The following is a 16,873-nucleotide window of genomic DNA, read 5'->3' as shown; positions in this document are numbered from 1 at the left end:
AAGGGGACACGAAATATGAGGAAATACAATTTTTACATACTGATGACTACTTTTCTTCTTGCTATAGTGCTCGGAAATCAAACTAAAGTAAATGCAGAATCTATTAATGATTATCAAAATGAAATACAGGAATTAGAGAAAGAGCAAAGCAAGTTGAAAAATAAGGAAAGTGATGTAAAAAGCAATAAAAAATCTGTCGAAAACAAAATGGACGACAACTTAACTAGTCAAAAGTCGGTTAAAAACCAGATCAATAAAATTGATACAAAATTATCTTCTACCAAGGCAGATATTCAAGAAAAGGAACAGGAAATTGAAGCGACCAAAAAGGAAATTGCCGAATTAGAAGCTGATATAAAAAAGTTGAAAAATGAAATAAAAGAGTTGGAAGAAAGAATTGAAAAGCGTGAAGCGCTGTTAAAGGATCGCCTTCGTTCCATTCAAGAAATCGGGGGCAATGTTCAATACATGTCCGTCATTCTCGGCTCCGAAAGTTTCAGTGAATTAATTAGTAGATCAACTGCTGTTAACTCGATAATGGATCAAGATAAAGTTATTATGGAAGAACAAATTGCTGATCAAAAAGCACTTGAACAAAAACAAAAAGAAGTAGAACAAAAGAAAAAAGATGTGGAAGATAAAAAAGCGGAACAAGAAAAACAAAAAGAAAAACTACAATCTTTAAAAACGGAATTAGATCAGCAAATGGCTGAAAAAGAAAAAGCACAAGAAAAATTAGAAGAGGAATACGAAGAATTAGAAGAGTATAATTTAAGTTTAGAAGAGGAAAATAAATTGATTGCTGAACAAGCAGCCGCAATAGAAAAGGCAAAACAACTAGCAGAAACGGAAAAAGCAAGACTAGAACAAGAAGAACGCGAAAGAATTGCTAGAGAAGAAGAAGCTAGAGCACAAGCGGCAGCCGAGTCGAAAAATGAGAATACTAGTAATGATAGTACGACTAGTTCTTCAGGATCATCTGATAACTCTGGGTCTTCAGGCAGTCCAGCTGTTTCCAGTGGAGGTAGTGGCTCTTTTATTTGGCCAGCAAACGGTAGATTTACTTCAGGATTTGGTCCAAGATGGGGAACAAATCATAATGGAATAGATATTGCTAACGGAAGAGGGACGCCGATAGTAGCATCAGCTTCGGGAGTTGTAAGTAGTGTTGTAACAGGTTGTGTCGAAGGAGATATTTCTTGTGGTGGAGGATATGGTAACTTTATTATTATTACGCATTACATAGATGGAAAAACATTTTCTACTTTATATGGACATTTATCAAGTGTGAATGTTTCTGTTGGTCAAACAGTAAGTCAAGGTCAACAAATTGGTGGCATGGGTCACACAGGTCATTCGACTGGGTCACATTTACATTTTGAAATACATCCGGGTGGGTATAAAAATCCGGTCGATCCAATGAATTATTTACGATAAGTTTAACATGAAAATTTGATAAGAAGGGGCTTTTCTACAAAGCCTAGAGGAAAAGTAGAGCTATTTATTGCTCTACTTTTCTAATTGATTAAAAATGACCGATAAATTTCATATTTATTCGTAATGAAACTTTCATATAATTCATTAAAAGGGTTGAATACTTTATAGGAAACAAGAAGGTCTTTATGGTAAACTATAGAAAGAAGAGATTTCACAACATTTGAGGTGGAAGAATGAATGTTAAAAAGCGCGATTTAATTATTTTTATTTTGATAACTTTTGCAGTTGGATTTTTAGGTGCTTTTACAGGTTTAAAATTATTACAACCAAAAATGATCGCAACACAAAATATCGAAGTGCCATTTAAAGAAGAGAAAAACCAACATGCTGATATTGAGGAAGGTTTACAAACAATTAAACAAGCATATGATTTAATTACCCAGCATTATGTTGGAGAAGTTAATGAAGATGAATTACTTGAAGGCGCGATACAAGGGATGCTTGACACGTTAGATGATCCATATAGTTCATATATGAATACTGAGGCGATGGAGCGCTTTAATGAGCAAATTCAATCTTCCTTTCAAGGAATTGGTGCGGAAGTAAGTATGGTGGAAGGGAAAGTGACCATTATTGCACCAATTAAAAACTCGCCAGCAGAAAAAGCTGGATTGCGCCCAAATGATCAAATCATTAAAGTGGATGATGAAAAATTGGAAGGACTTGATTTAAATGAAGCGGTTGAAAAAATTAGAGGGGAAAAAGGCTCAGAAGTTGTTTTACTAGTACAAAGAAAAGGTTCTTCTAAACCAATTGAATATACGCTTATACGTGATGATATACCGATTGAAACGGTTCATGGAGAATTGAAAAAAGTGGATGGAAAAAAGACAGGAATTATTGATATCACGTCTTTTTCGGAAACGACAGCAAATGAATTTAATGAAACATTAACGAAACTTGAAAAAGATGGAATGGAAGGACTCATTATTGATGTTAGAGGAAATCCAGGTGGATTATTAGATTCGATTGAGGAAATCTTACAATCGTTTGTACCGAGTGATATTCCTTACTTACAAATTGAAGATGGTCAAGGAAAAGTCGATAAATTTTATTCGAATTTAAAAGCTAAAAAACCATATCCGATAAATATTATTACGGATGAGGGCAGTGCTTCAGCTTCGGAAATTTTAGCAGTAGCAATGAAAGAGATCGGATATGACATTGTCGGTACAACTACTTTTGGAAAAGGAACCGTTCAACAAGCTGTCCCGTTAGGAAATGAAAAAAACGGAAGTACAGTAAAATTAACTTTTTATAAATGGTTATCACCAGAAGGAAATTGGATTAATGAAGTTGGTGTAGAGCCTACGGTAGAACAAAAACAGCCTGAATTTTATTATACAAATCCAATTCAAATAGAAGACACATTAACATTAGACGAGACGGATGAGCAAATTAAAAATGCGCAAGTAATGTTATCAGGTATTGGCTATGATACAAAGCGTGAGGATGGATATTTTGATAAACAGACAAAACAGGCAGTAAGTGAATTTCAAAAGGATAATAACATAAAAGTAACTGGAGAAATTGATGAGAAGACGGCCTATGCAATAGAAACAGAAGTAATTGATATGATACGTAGCGGTGAAAAAGATTTGCAACTACAAAAAGCGTTGGAAGTATTATATAAATAACAAGAATCGAAGAAGGTGAAGGATGATGCTAGAAACGTGGTTAATTGAAATGGCAAAGGGGATTGGTAAATTTTTTCTTAACCCTTTATCGTACTGGGCATTATTTTTATTTTTGTTGACAGGCTATAAACGGGTTAAGATGGAAAGAAAGCAATTTAGCACGAAAATATTCAATCTCTTTGCGGAGGGACAAAAAACGCTTATCATTTCAATCGCTTTTAGCATCATCTTATCTATCATCACTGTTTTTAGCGGGATTGTTTTAACATTTGAAACAATTCTTTTGATTATTGTTGTAACCGTTTTAGTGAGTATAACCGGTTCGACGACTTTTTTATCAGCTAGTTATACAATTGGCATGACGTTTATTTTGCTATTAATTTTACCATTTTTGCAACTAAGCGCGATTGAATCATTCATTGGATTTAATAATATTTCCCTTATTCATTTTATTAGTTTAGCTATTTTGGCAGGTGTTTTTTTATTAATAGAAGCAATCTTAGTAAGTAGAAAGACGAATAGACAAACATTTCCACACCTTACACTTAGCCATAGGGGGATATGGATTGGTCAGCATCATATAAAAGGATTGGCATTTATTCCTTTTTTTGTTTTGATGCCAATCGATAAGCTATCTGGGATTGCTCCTTTTTGGCCTTATTTTCATTATGGTGAACAATCGTTTAGTTTAGTATTTATCCCATTTTTACTCGGCTTTCATTACCGAGTTCAAGGAGAATTACCGAATATCGCAGCTCAACGAGTCGGATATGCTACCTTTTGGTTAAGTTTACTCGTCCTAGCATGTGCTTTTAGTAGCTTGTTTTTTCCTTACTTAGCATTTGCGGCAATATTTATCGCTATTATTGGGAAAGAGTGGATTACCTATCGTCATAAATTGAAAGATAAAAAGAAACCAGCATTTTTTAGTCCACTAAATAAAGGGATTAAAGTATTAGCAACGATTCCAAATGGACCAGCAGATCGTTTAGGTATCGTAGTAGGAGAAACAGTATTAAAAGTAAATGGAAATATCGTCACAAATCCGACACAATTTTATGAAGCATTGCAAAATAGTGGTGCATTTTTCAAACTAGATGTATTAGATCATAAAGGGGAAGTTCGGTTCATCAATAGTGCACTGTATGAAGAGGATCATCATGAATTAGGAATTATTTTTCCAGAGAAACCAGATAATCAATAGATTACTAGATAAATATTGTGAAAGAATAAGTGGAAAAAGTTACAAGAAGTGATAACGCTCACAGACTTGTAACTTTTTTTTATTTTATGATGGAGGAAATAGGAAATAAAGTGAAAAAAGGGGGAAAGAAAATGATTCAACTAATAGTGTGGTATGCAACGTTACTTTTTATCATACTTCTTGCGGTGGTATTTGGATGGGTAGCTTTTTCATCGAAAAAGAAACAAGACTATGCTCCAATTATAAAAAGGTGGTATAAAGCTCGTTCGATTTACGGTGTTCTCTTAGTAGTTTTAATGCTAGTTGTTACGATTTATACATTGCGAGAATTACCATTTAACGAACCGTCCCATGTAGAAGGTGTTGAAGTAATACCAGTTCATGTAGAGGCATTTCAGTTTGGTTTCGAACTCAATATGACTGAATTTTCAGTAGGCGATACAGTAGAATTTAATGTGACAACAAAAGATGTTACCCATGGATTTGGAGTATACGATCCCGATATGGTACTCGTTGGACAAACGCAAGCAATGCCGGAATACACGAATACATTTTATTTAACTTTTGATCAGCCAGGAACGTATCAAGTGCTTTGTCTCGAATATTGTGGCTTAGCCCATCACATGATGATGACTGAAATGGTAGTTAAATAATTTCGAATGGGGTGTGATCATTTATGAGGATGGAAAAAGGAAAGAGTACGATTATTCAACAGTTAATCATTGCTGCGATGATGATCATTTTAATGATGGGGTTTGGTGTATTAATGTTGTTACAGCAAGGGGGCGTAGTAGATTTTGGTCCAGCTGCATTTTATCAATTTTTAACCATTCATGGCACTGGAATGATTGGTGGAGCTGTGTTAGCGGCAACTGCAATTATGTGGTATTTTCTCAATAAATATGTCAAATTATCGTTATCTGTTTTAAAATTGAATATCGTATTATTCGTTTTAGGTGTCGTCATGATTATTGTTGGTGTGTTTGCATTTGAGTTTTCAGGGTCATGGACGTTTTTATACCCGTTGCCAGCGATATCGTCGGGGGCGTGGGGAACTGCGGGCGCCCTTACTTATTTAATAGGTCTCCAATTAGTTGGACTTGGTTTATTAATCGTGTTATTAGATGCTGGGCGAGCGATTATTCAAAAATATGGTAGCTTAGGAAAAGGACTAGGGTGGGATGTGATTACAGGAAAGAAAAGGGAACAAGACGCCCCACCTGCTGCGGTTGTTGCTTCTACGATGGTTGTAATTGTCGACACGGCCGCTTTACTTTCTGGAACAATCGTCATTTTCATGAACATTATTCATGTGATAAATCCAGCATTTACTTTTGATCCGCTTCTTGCCAAAAACTTAACATTTGCTTTTGGGCATATTTTAGCGAATTCAACTATTTACATGGCGGTTATTGCCGTTTATGAAATATTATCTCGTTCGACAGGAAGGCCGTGGAAATCAAATAAAGCATTTTTAATCGCTTGGACGATGTCAACATTATTTACGATGATTGTGTATCCACATCATCTTTTACAAGATACTGTCATGCCTACATGGGCGCTCATCGTTGGACAAGTTTTATCGTTTGCAAATGGTTTGCCAGTGCTCGTCATTACTGCTTATGGTGCACTTATGATCGTCTATAAATCCGGTATTAAATGGAGGATGGGCTCATCATTAATATTTCTTTCTATGTTCGGGTGGACGGCTGGAGTTATTCCAGCAATTTTAGACTCGGCGATCATGGTTAACCATGTCATGCATAATACGAAATGGGTGCCAGGCCATTTTCATATGTATATGGGGCTAGGAGTCATCGCAATGCTTTTCGGTTTCATGTACTACTTAGTACAAAATGATCAGTCAATCAGACCGAATCAATTAGATCGATTTGCTTTTTGTTTATATACCTTATCAATTTTAGGTGTTAGTTTCTCCTTTTTAACATCTGGTGCCATCAGTACACCGCGAAAATTTGCAACCCATTTTGAGCAATGGCAAGCACCTGCAATTTTCGGAGGAGTATCAGGCATATTCTTAATGATTGCCATTGGTATTTTTATTATCTATTTCATCCGTTACATGGTAAATCGAAATAAAGATTTTTCAGTGGAAAAAGAAATCGCCTAAACAATAAAGTGATGGAGGGGAATGAAGTGAAAGGATTAATGTATGGAATAATTCTCTACATTGTATTGCTTTTACCTTCTGTCATTTCTTTGATGGAAAAATTTATCGTCACCCATATGCTACTGCAAATGCCACTCCTTCTCATAAGTGGGGTTTTAATCGGCGATTTTGTAACTAAAAAATGTCCATCCTTTTTTGAAAAATGGAATGGAAGCGGGATTCCTGGTATGACATTAGTGTATATAGTGACGATGTATTGGATGTTACCAAGGGCAATGGATGAAGCATTACTTATTCATTTCGTTAACGTATTTAAGTATGTAAGTTTTCCTTTTCTAGTAGGTATTCCGTTACGAGATAGTTGGCCACGACTTTCCGGACTGGCAAAAGGGTTTGTTATTTTTAACTATATTCCGATGTTTGGAGTTATGGCGTGGCTCTATATTGACGCACCAATTCAACTTTGTAACAACTATTTAGAAAGTGAACAAAAGATTCTCGGATGGGGATTTTTCACGTTAATGTTCTGTATGTTATTCTATATTTTGCAAAATGTATTTATTGATCACTCCGCAGAATAATGAAGAAAATTGCCGGTGCTTTCTATTCCACTTAGGTGGCAGATGAATTGTTGTTAAAAATGATCCATCTGCTGTCTTTTATTGACTTTTAAAACAGCAAAATATAGATGGGTAGATGTTCAGTTTTTTGATGGGATGTTTCTGATTGAAACAAGTGTGCTGGCCCTACCCGGTTCCGCATCTCCAATTTTTTATCCTTGATTGGGCACTCGCCCATTCCCGTGCCCAACCTTCTAGATTTACCCATGTAAGAGGCGACTATATTCCGTCCACACCCACCTTCTGCATTTTCCACAAGACAAGAACGATCTACTCCACCACGAGTACCAGGTCTTTTGCTTATACGGTAAATGCATATACACAAAAATGGAAAAGCTCATATCAATGAATTTCCGTCTGGCAGCTCTACTATTAGTTTTCATTGTAACATAAACCGAAATTATGGAATGTTAGTTCGGTTTTGTGATACAATTACTAATATTGGATAATAAGCAGTGTGATAACATTTCAGAATTTGAACATCGTCTATAGTACAATCAAAGATTGGAGTTCTCATTATGGCAGGAAAGTTTGAACTTGTATCGTCTTATGAACCCCGTGGGGATCAACCGAAAGCAATTGATCAATTAGTCCAGCAAGTGAATAAGGGAAATAACCATTTAACTCTACTTGGCGCAACAGGTACAGGGAAGACATTCACTATTTCAAATGTAGTGGAAAAAGTAAATCGACCAACATTAGTAATTGCACATAATAAAACATTAGCTGGTCAATTATATAGTGAGTTTAAAGAGTTTTTCCCCAATAATGCGGTCGAATATTTTGTTAGTTATTATGATTATTACCAGCCAGAAGCATATGTACCATCAACAGATACATTTATTGAAAAAGATGCAAGCATTAACGATGAAATTGATAAATTACGTCACTCGGCAACATCGTCCCTATTTGAACGGCGTGATGTATTAATCGTCTCAAGTGTTTCCTGTATTTATGGATTAGGTTCTCCTGAGGAATATAAAAACCAAGTTCTTTCTTTACGAATGGGAATGGAAATAGAACGGGATCAATTACTTAGAAAACTAGTGGACATTCAATATGCCCGTAATGATATTGATTTTAAACGGGGAACTTTTCGTGTTCGTGGTGATTCTGTCGAAATTATTCCAGCATCAAAGGAAGAGCATTGCGTACGAATTGAATTCTTCGGTGATGAAATTGATCGTATTCGTGAAGTAGATGCCTTAACTGGAGAAATTATTGGTGACAGAGAACATGTTGCTATCTTTCCTGCGTCCCACTTCGTTACAGGTGACGAAAAAATGAAACTCGCGATTCAAAATATTGAAAAAGAATTAGAAGAGCGTTTAAAAGAGCTCACAGCGGAGAATCATTTATTAGAAGCACAGAGACTTGAACAACGAACAAATTACGATTTAGAAATGATGCGGGAGATGGGTTTTTGTTCAGGAATTGAAAACTACTCTCGCCATTTAACGCTTAGAGAACCAGGTTCCACACCTTACACATTGCTCGATTTCTTTCCAGATGATTTTTTAGTCGTTATCGATGAATCACATGCAACGTTACCACAAGTACGTGGCATGTATAACGGTGACAAAGCGAGAAAGCAAATGCTTGTCGATCATGGATTCAGATTACCATCAGCGCTTGATAATCGTCCTTTAAAATTTGAAGAATTTGAACAAAAAGCAGGTCAAAGTATTTATGTTTCAGCAACACCGGGGCCATACGAAATAGAACATACGAAAGAAATGGTTGAACAAATTATTCGTCCAACTGGATTGTTAGATCCTAAAATTGAAGTAAGACCAATTGAAGGCCAAATTGACGATTTAATTGGCGAAATTAATAAGCGTATTGATCGTGAAGAACGAGTATTAATTACGACATTAACGAAAAGGATGTCAGAAGATTTAACCGATTATTTAAAAGAAATTAACTTAAAAGTGGCTTATTTACATTCAGAAGTAAAGACGCTCGAACGAATCGAAATTATTCGTGACTTACGTTTAAAAAAGTATGATGTACTCGTCGGAATTAACTTGCTTCGTGAAGGACTTGATATTCCCGAAGTATCATTAGTGGCGATTTTGGACGCAGACAAAGAAGGATTTTTACGCTCGGAACGTTCCCTTATTCAGACGATGGGACGGGCAGCTCGTAATGAGAATGGTCAAGTTATTATGTATGCTGATACAATAACAAATTCCATGCAAGTGGCTATCGATGAAACAAATCGCCGACGTGAAATTCAAGAGGCGTTTAATAAAAAGTTTGGCATCACTCCGACAACGATTAAAAAAGATGTCAGAGAATTAATTAGAGCAACTGTTGCTGCTGAAGATCAAGAAGATTATGAAACAAATGAATTGGCGAAAATAGCCAAATTACCGAAGAAAGCACGCGCCGAAGTAATTGAGCGTATGGAAGAGGAAATGCGTGCTGCTGCAAAAGAGCTTGATTTTGAGCGAGCAACAGAATTACGTGATATTATTTTCGAATTGAAGGTTGAAAATTAAGTAGAATAGGCGATTGGGAGGATGAACAAACCTTATGCCAAATAAAATGATCAAAATCCGTGGAGCGAGAGCTCATAATTTAAAAAATATCGATGTAAATATTCCTAAAAATAAACTTGTCGTTGTGACTGGATTATCTGGGTCAGGAAAGTCATCGCTCGCTTTTGATACTATCTATGCAGAGGGACAAAGACGTTATGTTGAATCGTTATCTGCATATGCGCGTCAATTTTTAGGGCAAATGGATAAACCTGATGTTGATACAATTGAAGGATTATCACCAGCCATTTCCATTGATCAAAAAACGACAAGTAAAAATCCGCGTTCTACGGTAGCAACTGTGACGGAAATTTATGATTATTTACGACTATTATATGCAAGAATTGGGCGACCAGTTTGTCCTATTCACGGGATTGAAATTACGTCTCAAACGATCCAGCAAATGGTCGATCAAATAATGAATTACCCGGAAAGAACCCGAATTCAAATTTTAGCACCTGTCGTTTCAGGTAGAAAAGGGGAGCATGTTAAAGTTTTAGAACGTTTACAACAAGAGGGGTATGTGCGAATTCGTGTAGACGGAGAAATGCGTGAAATAACAGAAGAGATAAAGCTCGATAAAAATAAAACTCATTCTATTGAAGTAGTAGTCGATCGAATTATTGTGAAGGAAGGCATTGAAAGCCGCCTAACTGATTCACTTGAAACAGCTTTACCACTTGGTGAAGGACGAGTTATTATCGATATCATAGGCAAAGAAGAAGTCGTCATGAATGAAAATCATGCTTGTCCTGAATGTGGCTTCTCCATTGACGAGCTAGAACCAAGGCTATTTTCCTTTAATAGTCCATTTGGTGCTTGTCCAACATGTGATGGGCTAGGGACAAATTTAGAAGTCGATCTAGATCTCGTTATTCCTGATTGGCGTTTATCTTTAAATGAACATGCGATTGCAGCTTGGGAACCGATCAGTTCGCAATATTATCCACAATTATTAAAATGTGTTTGTGAACATTATGGAATTGATATGGACATTCCGGTAAAAGACATTCCGAAAAAATTAATGAATAAAGTTTTATATGGTAGTGGCAAGGAATATATTGATTTTTACTATGTGAATGATTTTGGTTCTGAGCGAAAAAATCGTATTCAATTTGAAGGAGTGATGAACAATATAGCTCGACGCTATAAAGAAACGTCCTCCGATTATATTCGTGAAACATTAGAGAAATATATGGCGGAAAATGCCTGTCCAACCTGTGAAGGGTATCGTCTAAATGCGGAAGCCCTTTCTGTTTTCATTCAAGACAAACATATAAGTCAAGTGACGGAACTTTCCATTACGGAAGCATATGAATTTTTTAAGTCATTAAAGTTAACGGAAAAAGAAGCACAAATAGCGAATATGGTGTTAAAGGAAATTAATGATCGTTTACTTTTTTTAATGAATGTTGGTTTAAGTTATTTAACACTTGCTCGTGCCTCAGGAACCTTATCCGGCGGAGAGGCTCAACGAATCCGATTAGCTACCCAAATAGGGTCAGCGTTAACGGGGGTACTATATGTACTTGATGAGCCATCGATTGGCCTTCATCAACGCGATAATGACCGCTTAATTGAAACGTTACAACATATGCGCAACCTTGATAATACACTTGTTGTTGTCGAACATGATGAAGATACGATGCTTGCGGCTGATTGGATTATTGACATTGGTCCCGGAGCAGGAGATCATGGTGGTAAAATTGTTGCAGATGGTACACCGAAACAAATTATGAAAAACAAAAAATCATTAACCGGTAAATATTTAGCTGGTAAAGAATACATTGCCTTACCAGCCGAACGTAGGGTGCCTGATGAACGTTTTATCGAAATTATTGGTGCAGAAGAGAACAATTTAAAAGACGTTACAGCGCGCTTTCCGATCGGTGTAATGACAGTTGTTACAGGTGTTTCTGGTTCAGGAAAAAGTACACTTGTAAATGAAATATTGTATAAATCATTGGCGAAAAATTTATACGCTGGGAAACACCGTCCTGGTAAGCATCAAAAGATAAAAGGTTTAACACATATCGATAAAGTAATCGATATTAACCAAGCACCAATTGGTCGAACACCGCGGTCAAATCCAGCAACATATACGGGAGTTTTTGATGATATTCGTGACGTGTTTGCTGAGACGAATGAAGCAAAAATTCGTGGCTATAAAAAAGGTCGTTTTAGTTTTAATGTGAAGGGTGGTAGATGTGAAGCTTGTCGCGGCGACGGTATTTTAAAAATTGAAATGCACTTTTTACCTGATGTTTATGTCCCTTGTGAAGTATGTGAGGGAAAGAGATATAATCGGGAAACATTAGATATTAAGTTTAAAGGAAAAAACATTGCAGATGTATTAGATATGCGCATTGAAGAAGCATTACAATTTTTCAGTAATATCCCGAGAATTAAAAGAAAACTTCAAACTGTTGCAGATGTCGGCTTAGGGTATATAAAGCTTGGACAACCAGCCACGACATTATCTGGTGGAGAAGCACAGCGTGTAAAATTAGCGAGTGAATTGCATAAACGTTCAAATGGAAAAACAGTTTATATTTTAGATGAACCAACAACTGGGTTGCATACAGACGATATAAAACGTCTACTCGCAGTTTTACAAAGACTTGCTGATAATGGAGATACGGTCATCATTATTGAACATAATCTAGATGTCATTAAAACAGCTGACCACATTATCGATCTCGGACCAGAAGGTGGCGATGGTGGTGGCGAAATTATCGCTACAGGGACACCTGAAGAAATATCGGCAGTGAAAGAGTCGTTTACGGGACAATATTTGGCGAAATTGATAGCACGTGACCGAAAGCGTTTAGAATCGACACTCAAAAAAGTAATGAATAAGGTTTAAACAGAAAAGTTACCGATTTGTCGGTAACTTTTTTTGCGCAGGAGAAGTTACATTCATGATCACACCAAGTTCAACTCTACATTTATGGGGGCACAAGTTATATTTGTCCAACCAAACTGAAGAGGCAACATCATTCGTTCAGCGCATAACTGAATTATTTACTCATCGTCTGTTAGGACACATAACGGACATCCCCAGCCCATCATTCGCTAAATCAGCACATTTTGATGGAATTATATCATAATGGTCCTCTAAAAATAAACAGACGCCTGCAATTTTTTTAAAATGAAACACATCTTATTTATAACACTACTTCTTTTACACTCAGTCATATATTTTGACGTAAGATGACTTTGTTTGTAAGCTAAAAAGAGGAATATTGGAGGAGGTCTTCGCAAATGGAAGCCATTAGGAAAGATATTGTACAAGAGCAGTTAAATAGCTTTAAAAATAAACGTGTTTATATTCATTTGGAAACGACAAATGGTGCCTATGCTAGTCATTTTGGGAATCAAGGTGTAAACGTAGGTGCTTATATAAGGAATGCACAAATTACCTTTACAGAAGCCGTGATCAAAGGGGATGTTGGGTATCGCGTTGGACTTAAAACGGAATTAGGCTGGCTTTATGCAGAAGGGCTAACCGATTGGGAATTGTATAATCAAAACCAATTATTACTTGCAGGTCATGATGCAGATGGAAGACTAATGGTTGCCTTGCAAATTAGTGAAACACCATTTCAATAAAGGATGAAAATGCTTTTTTTCATGGATTGTCATAACAAGTGCGTGTTCAGAAGGAGGATAAAAAGACCAAGCAGTTTTGAAGCGGCGTAACTTTGAGTAACGCGACCTATGCATTTTAATACGTAAGTAGCGGAAAAACAAGCCAACAAAGAAATGCAAAGTGTCATTTTTATCGGACTTTTTGAACAGTCTGTACAAATGAAAGTTTACCAATATATGAATAAATGAGGGAGATTAAATGGAAAGTCAAAAACATGTAGTTATCGTTTATCCACACCCTGATGATGAGTCATTTGGGGCAGCTGGTTCAATTTATCAATTTCGAAAGCAAGGAATACCTGTCACCTATTTATGTGGAACGCTTGGAGAAATGGGGAGAAATATGGGAACACCTCCCTTTGCAAATCGAGAAACATTGCCAAAAATAAGGGAGAAGGAATTACAAGAAGCATGTGAGTTTTTAGATATTGACTACCGCTTATTGGGCTATCGTGATAAAACGATCGAATTTGAAAACAAAGAAAAAGTCGCTACCCATGTAAAAACTATTTTGGAAGAAATAAAGCCAACATTAGTGATCACTCATTATCCCGAACATGGCGTTCATCCAGACCATAACGCACTTGGAGAAGCGACGATTGAAGCAGTTCGACTTATGGATCCAGATGATAGACCGACAATTTGGGCTTCAGCAATTACGAAGGACTTTGAAAAAGTGCTTGGAGAACCCGATGTCATTATTCCAGTGAAGGACCAATTTGATTTTAAGCTAGAAGCTATTTTAAAACATAAATCACAAGCAGAAGGTATGTTAAAGAAAATGCAAAATATGCCAGATGAAATGAAAGTGTATATTGATGGATTAAAAGAAAGACTAGGAAAAGAACGTTTCTTTATTTGGAATTTCGAATCAAATTAAATGCGAGAACGAGGGGTGTATATTTGTGTTCGTACGTTCATTTTTAAGTTGGTTTACATCGGTTTTTTTAAATGCAATTGCTTTAATTGCGGTGAGCCAATTATTTGATTCTTTTTACATTGCAGATTTTAAAACGGCGTTAATAGCGAGTGTTATTCTTTCTGTGTTAAACTTGATTGTTCGTCCAATTTTGATCATATTAACGCTACCTATTACTGTTCTCACATTAGGTTTTTTCATCTTAATTATTAATGCAATTACACTAATGCTAGCACAAAAAATAATGGGCGATAGTTTTGTGATTAATGGATTTGGCGTTGCCTTTATTGCTTCCATTATTATTTCACTTATCAGTATGTTTTTACACCGACTCGTTGGTGATGTGAAAGAGAAATAAATACGTTGAAAAGATGGTTCAATCCATCTTTTTTATGTTTCTTTAAGACAATCGTTCTATAAACGCGCATGCAATAGTAATGCTTTTGATAGATAAATTCGAAAATTAACGGTAAAATTAAGGATGAAAGAAAACTGAAAATAGATTGAAATATGAAAACAAAGGAACAACTTTCTGGGGGTATAATGATGCGGGTTGTACGAACAAAGGATTTATTAGATAATTTTAACTTAACTTTGGTAGCAGGAGCAGATGGCATTCACCGTGAAATAGCGTCAAATGACATCCATCGTCCCGGTTTTGAAATGACCGGTTTTTTTGAGTATTATCCAAAAGAAAGAATTCAAATAATCGGGAAAACAGAAATGAATTATTTTTTAAAATTATCGGAGGAAGAACAGCAAGATCGTGCTGAACGCCTTTGTACTGATATAACCCCCGGACTTGTTGTCACTAATTGGATGGATATACCAGATGTATTAATAAATGCTGCAAATGAAGCGGGCGTACCCATTTTGAAATCACCTCGTACGACGAATCGAGTCATTGTTCGAATTACGAACTTTTTAGGAGCTAAATATGCACCGACAACGGCAGTCCACGGAGTCCTTGTTGATATTTATGGGATAGGTGTCCTTATTATGGGACAAAGTGGTGTTGGTAAAAGTGAAACGGCTCTTGAATTAGTAAAAAGAGGGCATCGTCTCGTTGCCGATGATAGTGTGGAAATTCGACAAGAAGATTATGATACGTTGATTGGTAATTCGCCACCATTAATTGAACATTTGCTTGAAATTCGCGGACTTGGTATTTTGAATATTATGACCTTATTTGGCGCAGGTGCTGTTAAAAGTTATAAGCGTATTTCTTATATCGTTCAGTTAGAATTATGGGATGATAAAAAGCAATACGAGCGTCTTGGGATTGAAGAAGAAACGATGAAAATAATGGATGTCAATATTCCAAAAGCGACCATACCAGTTCGCCCGGGAAGAAACTTAGCTGTTATCATAGAAGTAGCAGCGATGAATTTTCGTCTCAAACGAATGGGAGTAAATGCTGCGGAAGATTTTTCAGATCAGCTAGCGACGATGATTCAAAAAAACAATGAAAATAATTATTCTTAATTGCATTTTTCGTTGTAATAGAAGTGAATCTTGATTCAGGAGGGATTTGTTTGAATTGTAATGCGGAAGCGTTAGATCGTGTTTTTATTCAACTTGGACCAATTTCGATTTATTGGTACGGAGTCATTATTGCGACAGGTCTTTTTTTGGCGCTTTATTTAGCGACGAGGGAGGCGGATCGACTCGGTATAAAGAAAGACTTAGTTGTTGATTTAGTGATGTTTGCAGCACCAATTGCCATTCTTTTTGCCCGTATTTATTACGTTATTTTTGAGTGGGACATGTACAAGGGGCAACCATTATGGAAACTAATTGCGGTTTGGGAAGGTGGAATCGCGATTCATGGAGCATTAATTGGTGCGGTATTAACAACCATTGTATATGCACGGGTAAAAAATGTGTCGTTTTGGCAATTAGCTGATATTGTGGCACCAAGCTTAATTTTAGGACAAGCAATTGGACGTTGGGGTAATTTTATGAACCAAGAAGCGCACGGAGGTCCAATATCAGAAGCAGCTTATCAAAACTTTCTCCAATACTTACCCGATTTTATTATGAATCAAATGTGTATTAACGGAGTCATGTATCATCCGACCTTTTTATATGAATCCGTGTGGAATATCATTGTCTTTATATTATTATTATTGATACGTAAATATAACCCATTCCGTGGCGAACTCTTTTTAAGTTATGTCATCCTTTATTCGATTGGAAGGATTTTTGTCGAAGCGATGCGGACAGATAGTTTATATTTCGGACCATTAAAACAAGCACAATTATTCTCAGTCATTTTAATTATTGGTTCTATTATTTTTATGATTTATCGCCGAAAAGCAAATCAAGTCGATAGAAGATATGATGGGTCAAAAATATAGTAATATTAGTGCGTGTTCAAAAAGGTAGATAAAAAGGACCAAGAAGTTCCATTGGCTAAAAGCGCCACGTCCTGGGACTGCGCATTCGCTCGTCCCATCGAAAACATTGTTCGTCGAAGGCGCGTAACTTTTCCGGTACTCACGTATGCTTTTACATACGTGAGTACCTAAAAAAGCAAGCTTAGAAAATTTAGCTTTCGCTACGCCTTTACTGCGAGAACTAAAGTAGCATTTATGCAGTAAGAAGGGATTTTTCCTTTCTTAACTGCCAACGCAGAAATTCGATGCATCATTTTTTTGGACTTTTTGAA

General features: G+C 36.3%; 13 protein-coding genes. All 13 read left to right on the top strand.

Features of this window, described 5'->3' with window-relative positions; genetic code table 11:
- Positions 1-15: 15 nt before the first annotated feature.
- The 13 genes from DFR56_RS04560 to lgt all read left to right on the top strand — a co-directional run bounded on the left by DFR56_RS04560 (position 16) and on the right by lgt (position 16,562).
- Positions 16-1,437, top strand: a complete 1,422-nt coding sequence (locus tag DFR56_RS04560) for a murein hydrolase activator EnvC family protein (RefSeq protein WP_110394235.1) — start codon at positions 16-18, stop codon at positions 1,435-1,437.
- 233 nt (positions 1,438-1,670) lie between these two features.
- Entirely contained in the window at positions 1,671-3,134 is a 1,464-nt protein-coding gene (locus DFR56_RS04555) for a S41 family peptidase (RefSeq protein WP_110394234.1), read from the top strand.
- Between the two features lie 22 nt (positions 3,135-3,156).
- The gene (locus DFR56_RS04550; protein WP_211320608.1) at positions 3,157-4,338 is read left to right on the top strand and encodes a PDZ domain-containing protein; all 1,182 of its coding nucleotides are present in this window, start codon (positions 3,157-3,159) and stop codon (positions 4,336-4,338) included.
- A 131-nt stretch (positions 4,339-4,469) separates the two neighbouring features.
- The gene (locus DFR56_RS04545) at positions 4,470-4,991 is read left to right on the top strand and encodes a cupredoxin domain-containing protein (protein ID WP_110394232.1); all 522 of its coding nucleotides are present in this window, start codon (positions 4,470-4,472) and stop codon (positions 4,989-4,991) included.
- Between the two features lie 23 nt (positions 4,992-5,014).
- Positions 5,015-6,469, top strand: coding sequence for a cbb3-type cytochrome c oxidase subunit I (locus DFR56_RS04540; protein ID WP_244916426.1), 1,455 nt, complete (start codon positions 5,015-5,017; stop codon positions 6,467-6,469).
- A 26-nt stretch (positions 6,470-6,495) separates the two neighbouring features.
- A complete protein-coding gene (locus DFR56_RS04535; RefSeq protein ID WP_110394231.1) occupies positions 6,496-7,050 on the top strand; it encodes a hypothetical protein in 555 nt (184 codons plus the stop codon).
- Positions 7,051-7,607: 557 nt separating this feature from the next.
- Positions 7,608-9,593 (top strand): excinuclease ABC subunit UvrB, encoded by a 1,986-nt coding sequence (gene uvrB / locus DFR56_RS04530; protein ID WP_110394230.1) that lies wholly within the window; start codon positions 7,608-7,610, stop codon positions 9,591-9,593.
- 34 nt (positions 9,594-9,627) lie between these two features.
- Positions 9,628-12,498, top strand: a complete 2,871-nt coding sequence (uvrA, locus tag DFR56_RS04525; protein WP_110394229.1) for an excinuclease ABC subunit UvrA — start codon at positions 9,628-9,630, stop codon at positions 12,496-12,498.
- A 398-nt stretch (positions 12,499-12,896) separates the two neighbouring features.
- Positions 12,897-13,244, top strand: coding sequence for a YojF family protein (locus DFR56_RS04520; protein WP_110394228.1), 348 nt, complete (start codon positions 12,897-12,899; stop codon positions 13,242-13,244).
- 238 nt (positions 13,245-13,482) lie between these two features.
- Entirely contained in the window at positions 13,483-14,163 is a 681-nt protein-coding gene (gene bshB2 / locus DFR56_RS04515; RefSeq protein ID WP_110394227.1) for a bacillithiol biosynthesis deacetylase BshB2, read from the top strand.
- 25 nt (positions 14,164-14,188) lie between these two features.
- Positions 14,189-14,560 (top strand): phage holin family protein, encoded by a 372-nt coding sequence (locus tag DFR56_RS04510; RefSeq protein ID WP_110394226.1) that lies wholly within the window; start codon positions 14,189-14,191, stop codon positions 14,558-14,560.
- Positions 14,561-14,748: 188 nt separating this feature from the next.
- Positions 14,749-15,687 carry an HPr(Ser) kinase/phosphatase gene (gene hprK / locus DFR56_RS04505; protein WP_207518827.1) on the top strand — a complete coding sequence of 313 codons (939 nt, stop codon included), beginning with the start codon at positions 14,749-14,751 and terminating at the stop codon, positions 15,685-15,687.
- Positions 15,688-15,737: 50 nt separating this feature from the next.
- Positions 15,738-16,562: a prolipoprotein diacylglyceryl transferase gene (lgt, locus tag DFR56_RS04500; RefSeq protein ID WP_110394225.1), complete on the top strand. Its 825-nt coding sequence runs from the start codon at positions 15,738-15,740 to the stop codon at positions 16,560-16,562.
- The last annotated feature ends 311 nt before the right edge of the window (positions 16,563-16,873 follow it).

Source organism: Pseudogracilibacillus auburnensis, from assembly GCF_003201975.1.
GTDB lineage: Bacteria > Bacillota > Bacilli > Bacillales > Amphibacillaceae > Pseudogracilibacillus > Pseudogracilibacillus auburnensis.
The sequence above is the reverse complement of the archived record's forward strand: the minus strand, read 5'-3'. Positions and strand labels throughout refer to the sequence as shown.

Bases quoted from the DNA above. Each gene is read 5' to 3' on its own strand.
- DFR56_RS04560 (WP_110394235.1), top strand. From the start codon at position 16: ATGAGGAAATACAATTTTTACATACTGATGACTACTTTTCTTCTTGCT.
- DFR56_RS04555 (WP_110394234.1), top strand. From the start codon at position 1,671: ATGAATGTTAAAAAGCGCGATTTAATTATTTTTATTTTGATAACTTTT.
- DFR56_RS04550 (WP_211320608.1), top strand. From the start codon at position 3,157: ATGATGCTAGAAACGTGGTTAATTGAAATGGCAAAGGGGATTGGTAAA.
- DFR56_RS04545 (WP_110394232.1), top strand. From the start codon at position 4,470: ATGATTCAACTAATAGTGTGGTATGCAACGTTACTTTTTATCATACTT.
- DFR56_RS04540 (WP_244916426.1), top strand. From the start codon at position 5,015: ATGAGGATGGAAAAAGGAAAGAGTACGATTATTCAACAGTTAATCATT.
- uvrB (WP_110394230.1), top strand. From the start codon at position 7,608: ATGGCAGGAAAGTTTGAACTTGTATCGTCTTATGAACCCCGTGGGGAT.
- uvrA (WP_110394229.1), top strand. From the start codon at position 9,628: ATGCCAAATAAAATGATCAAAATCCGTGGAGCGAGAGCTCATAATTTA.
- DFR56_RS04520 (WP_110394228.1), top strand. From the start codon at position 12,897: ATGGAAGCCATTAGGAAAGATATTGTACAAGAGCAGTTAAATAGCTTT.
- bshB2 (WP_110394227.1), top strand. From the start codon at position 13,483: ATGGAAAGTCAAAAACATGTAGTTATCGTTTATCCACACCCTGATGAT.
- hprK (WP_207518827.1), top strand. From the start codon at position 14,749: ATGCGGGTTGTACGAACAAAGGATTTATTAGATAATTTTAACTTAACT.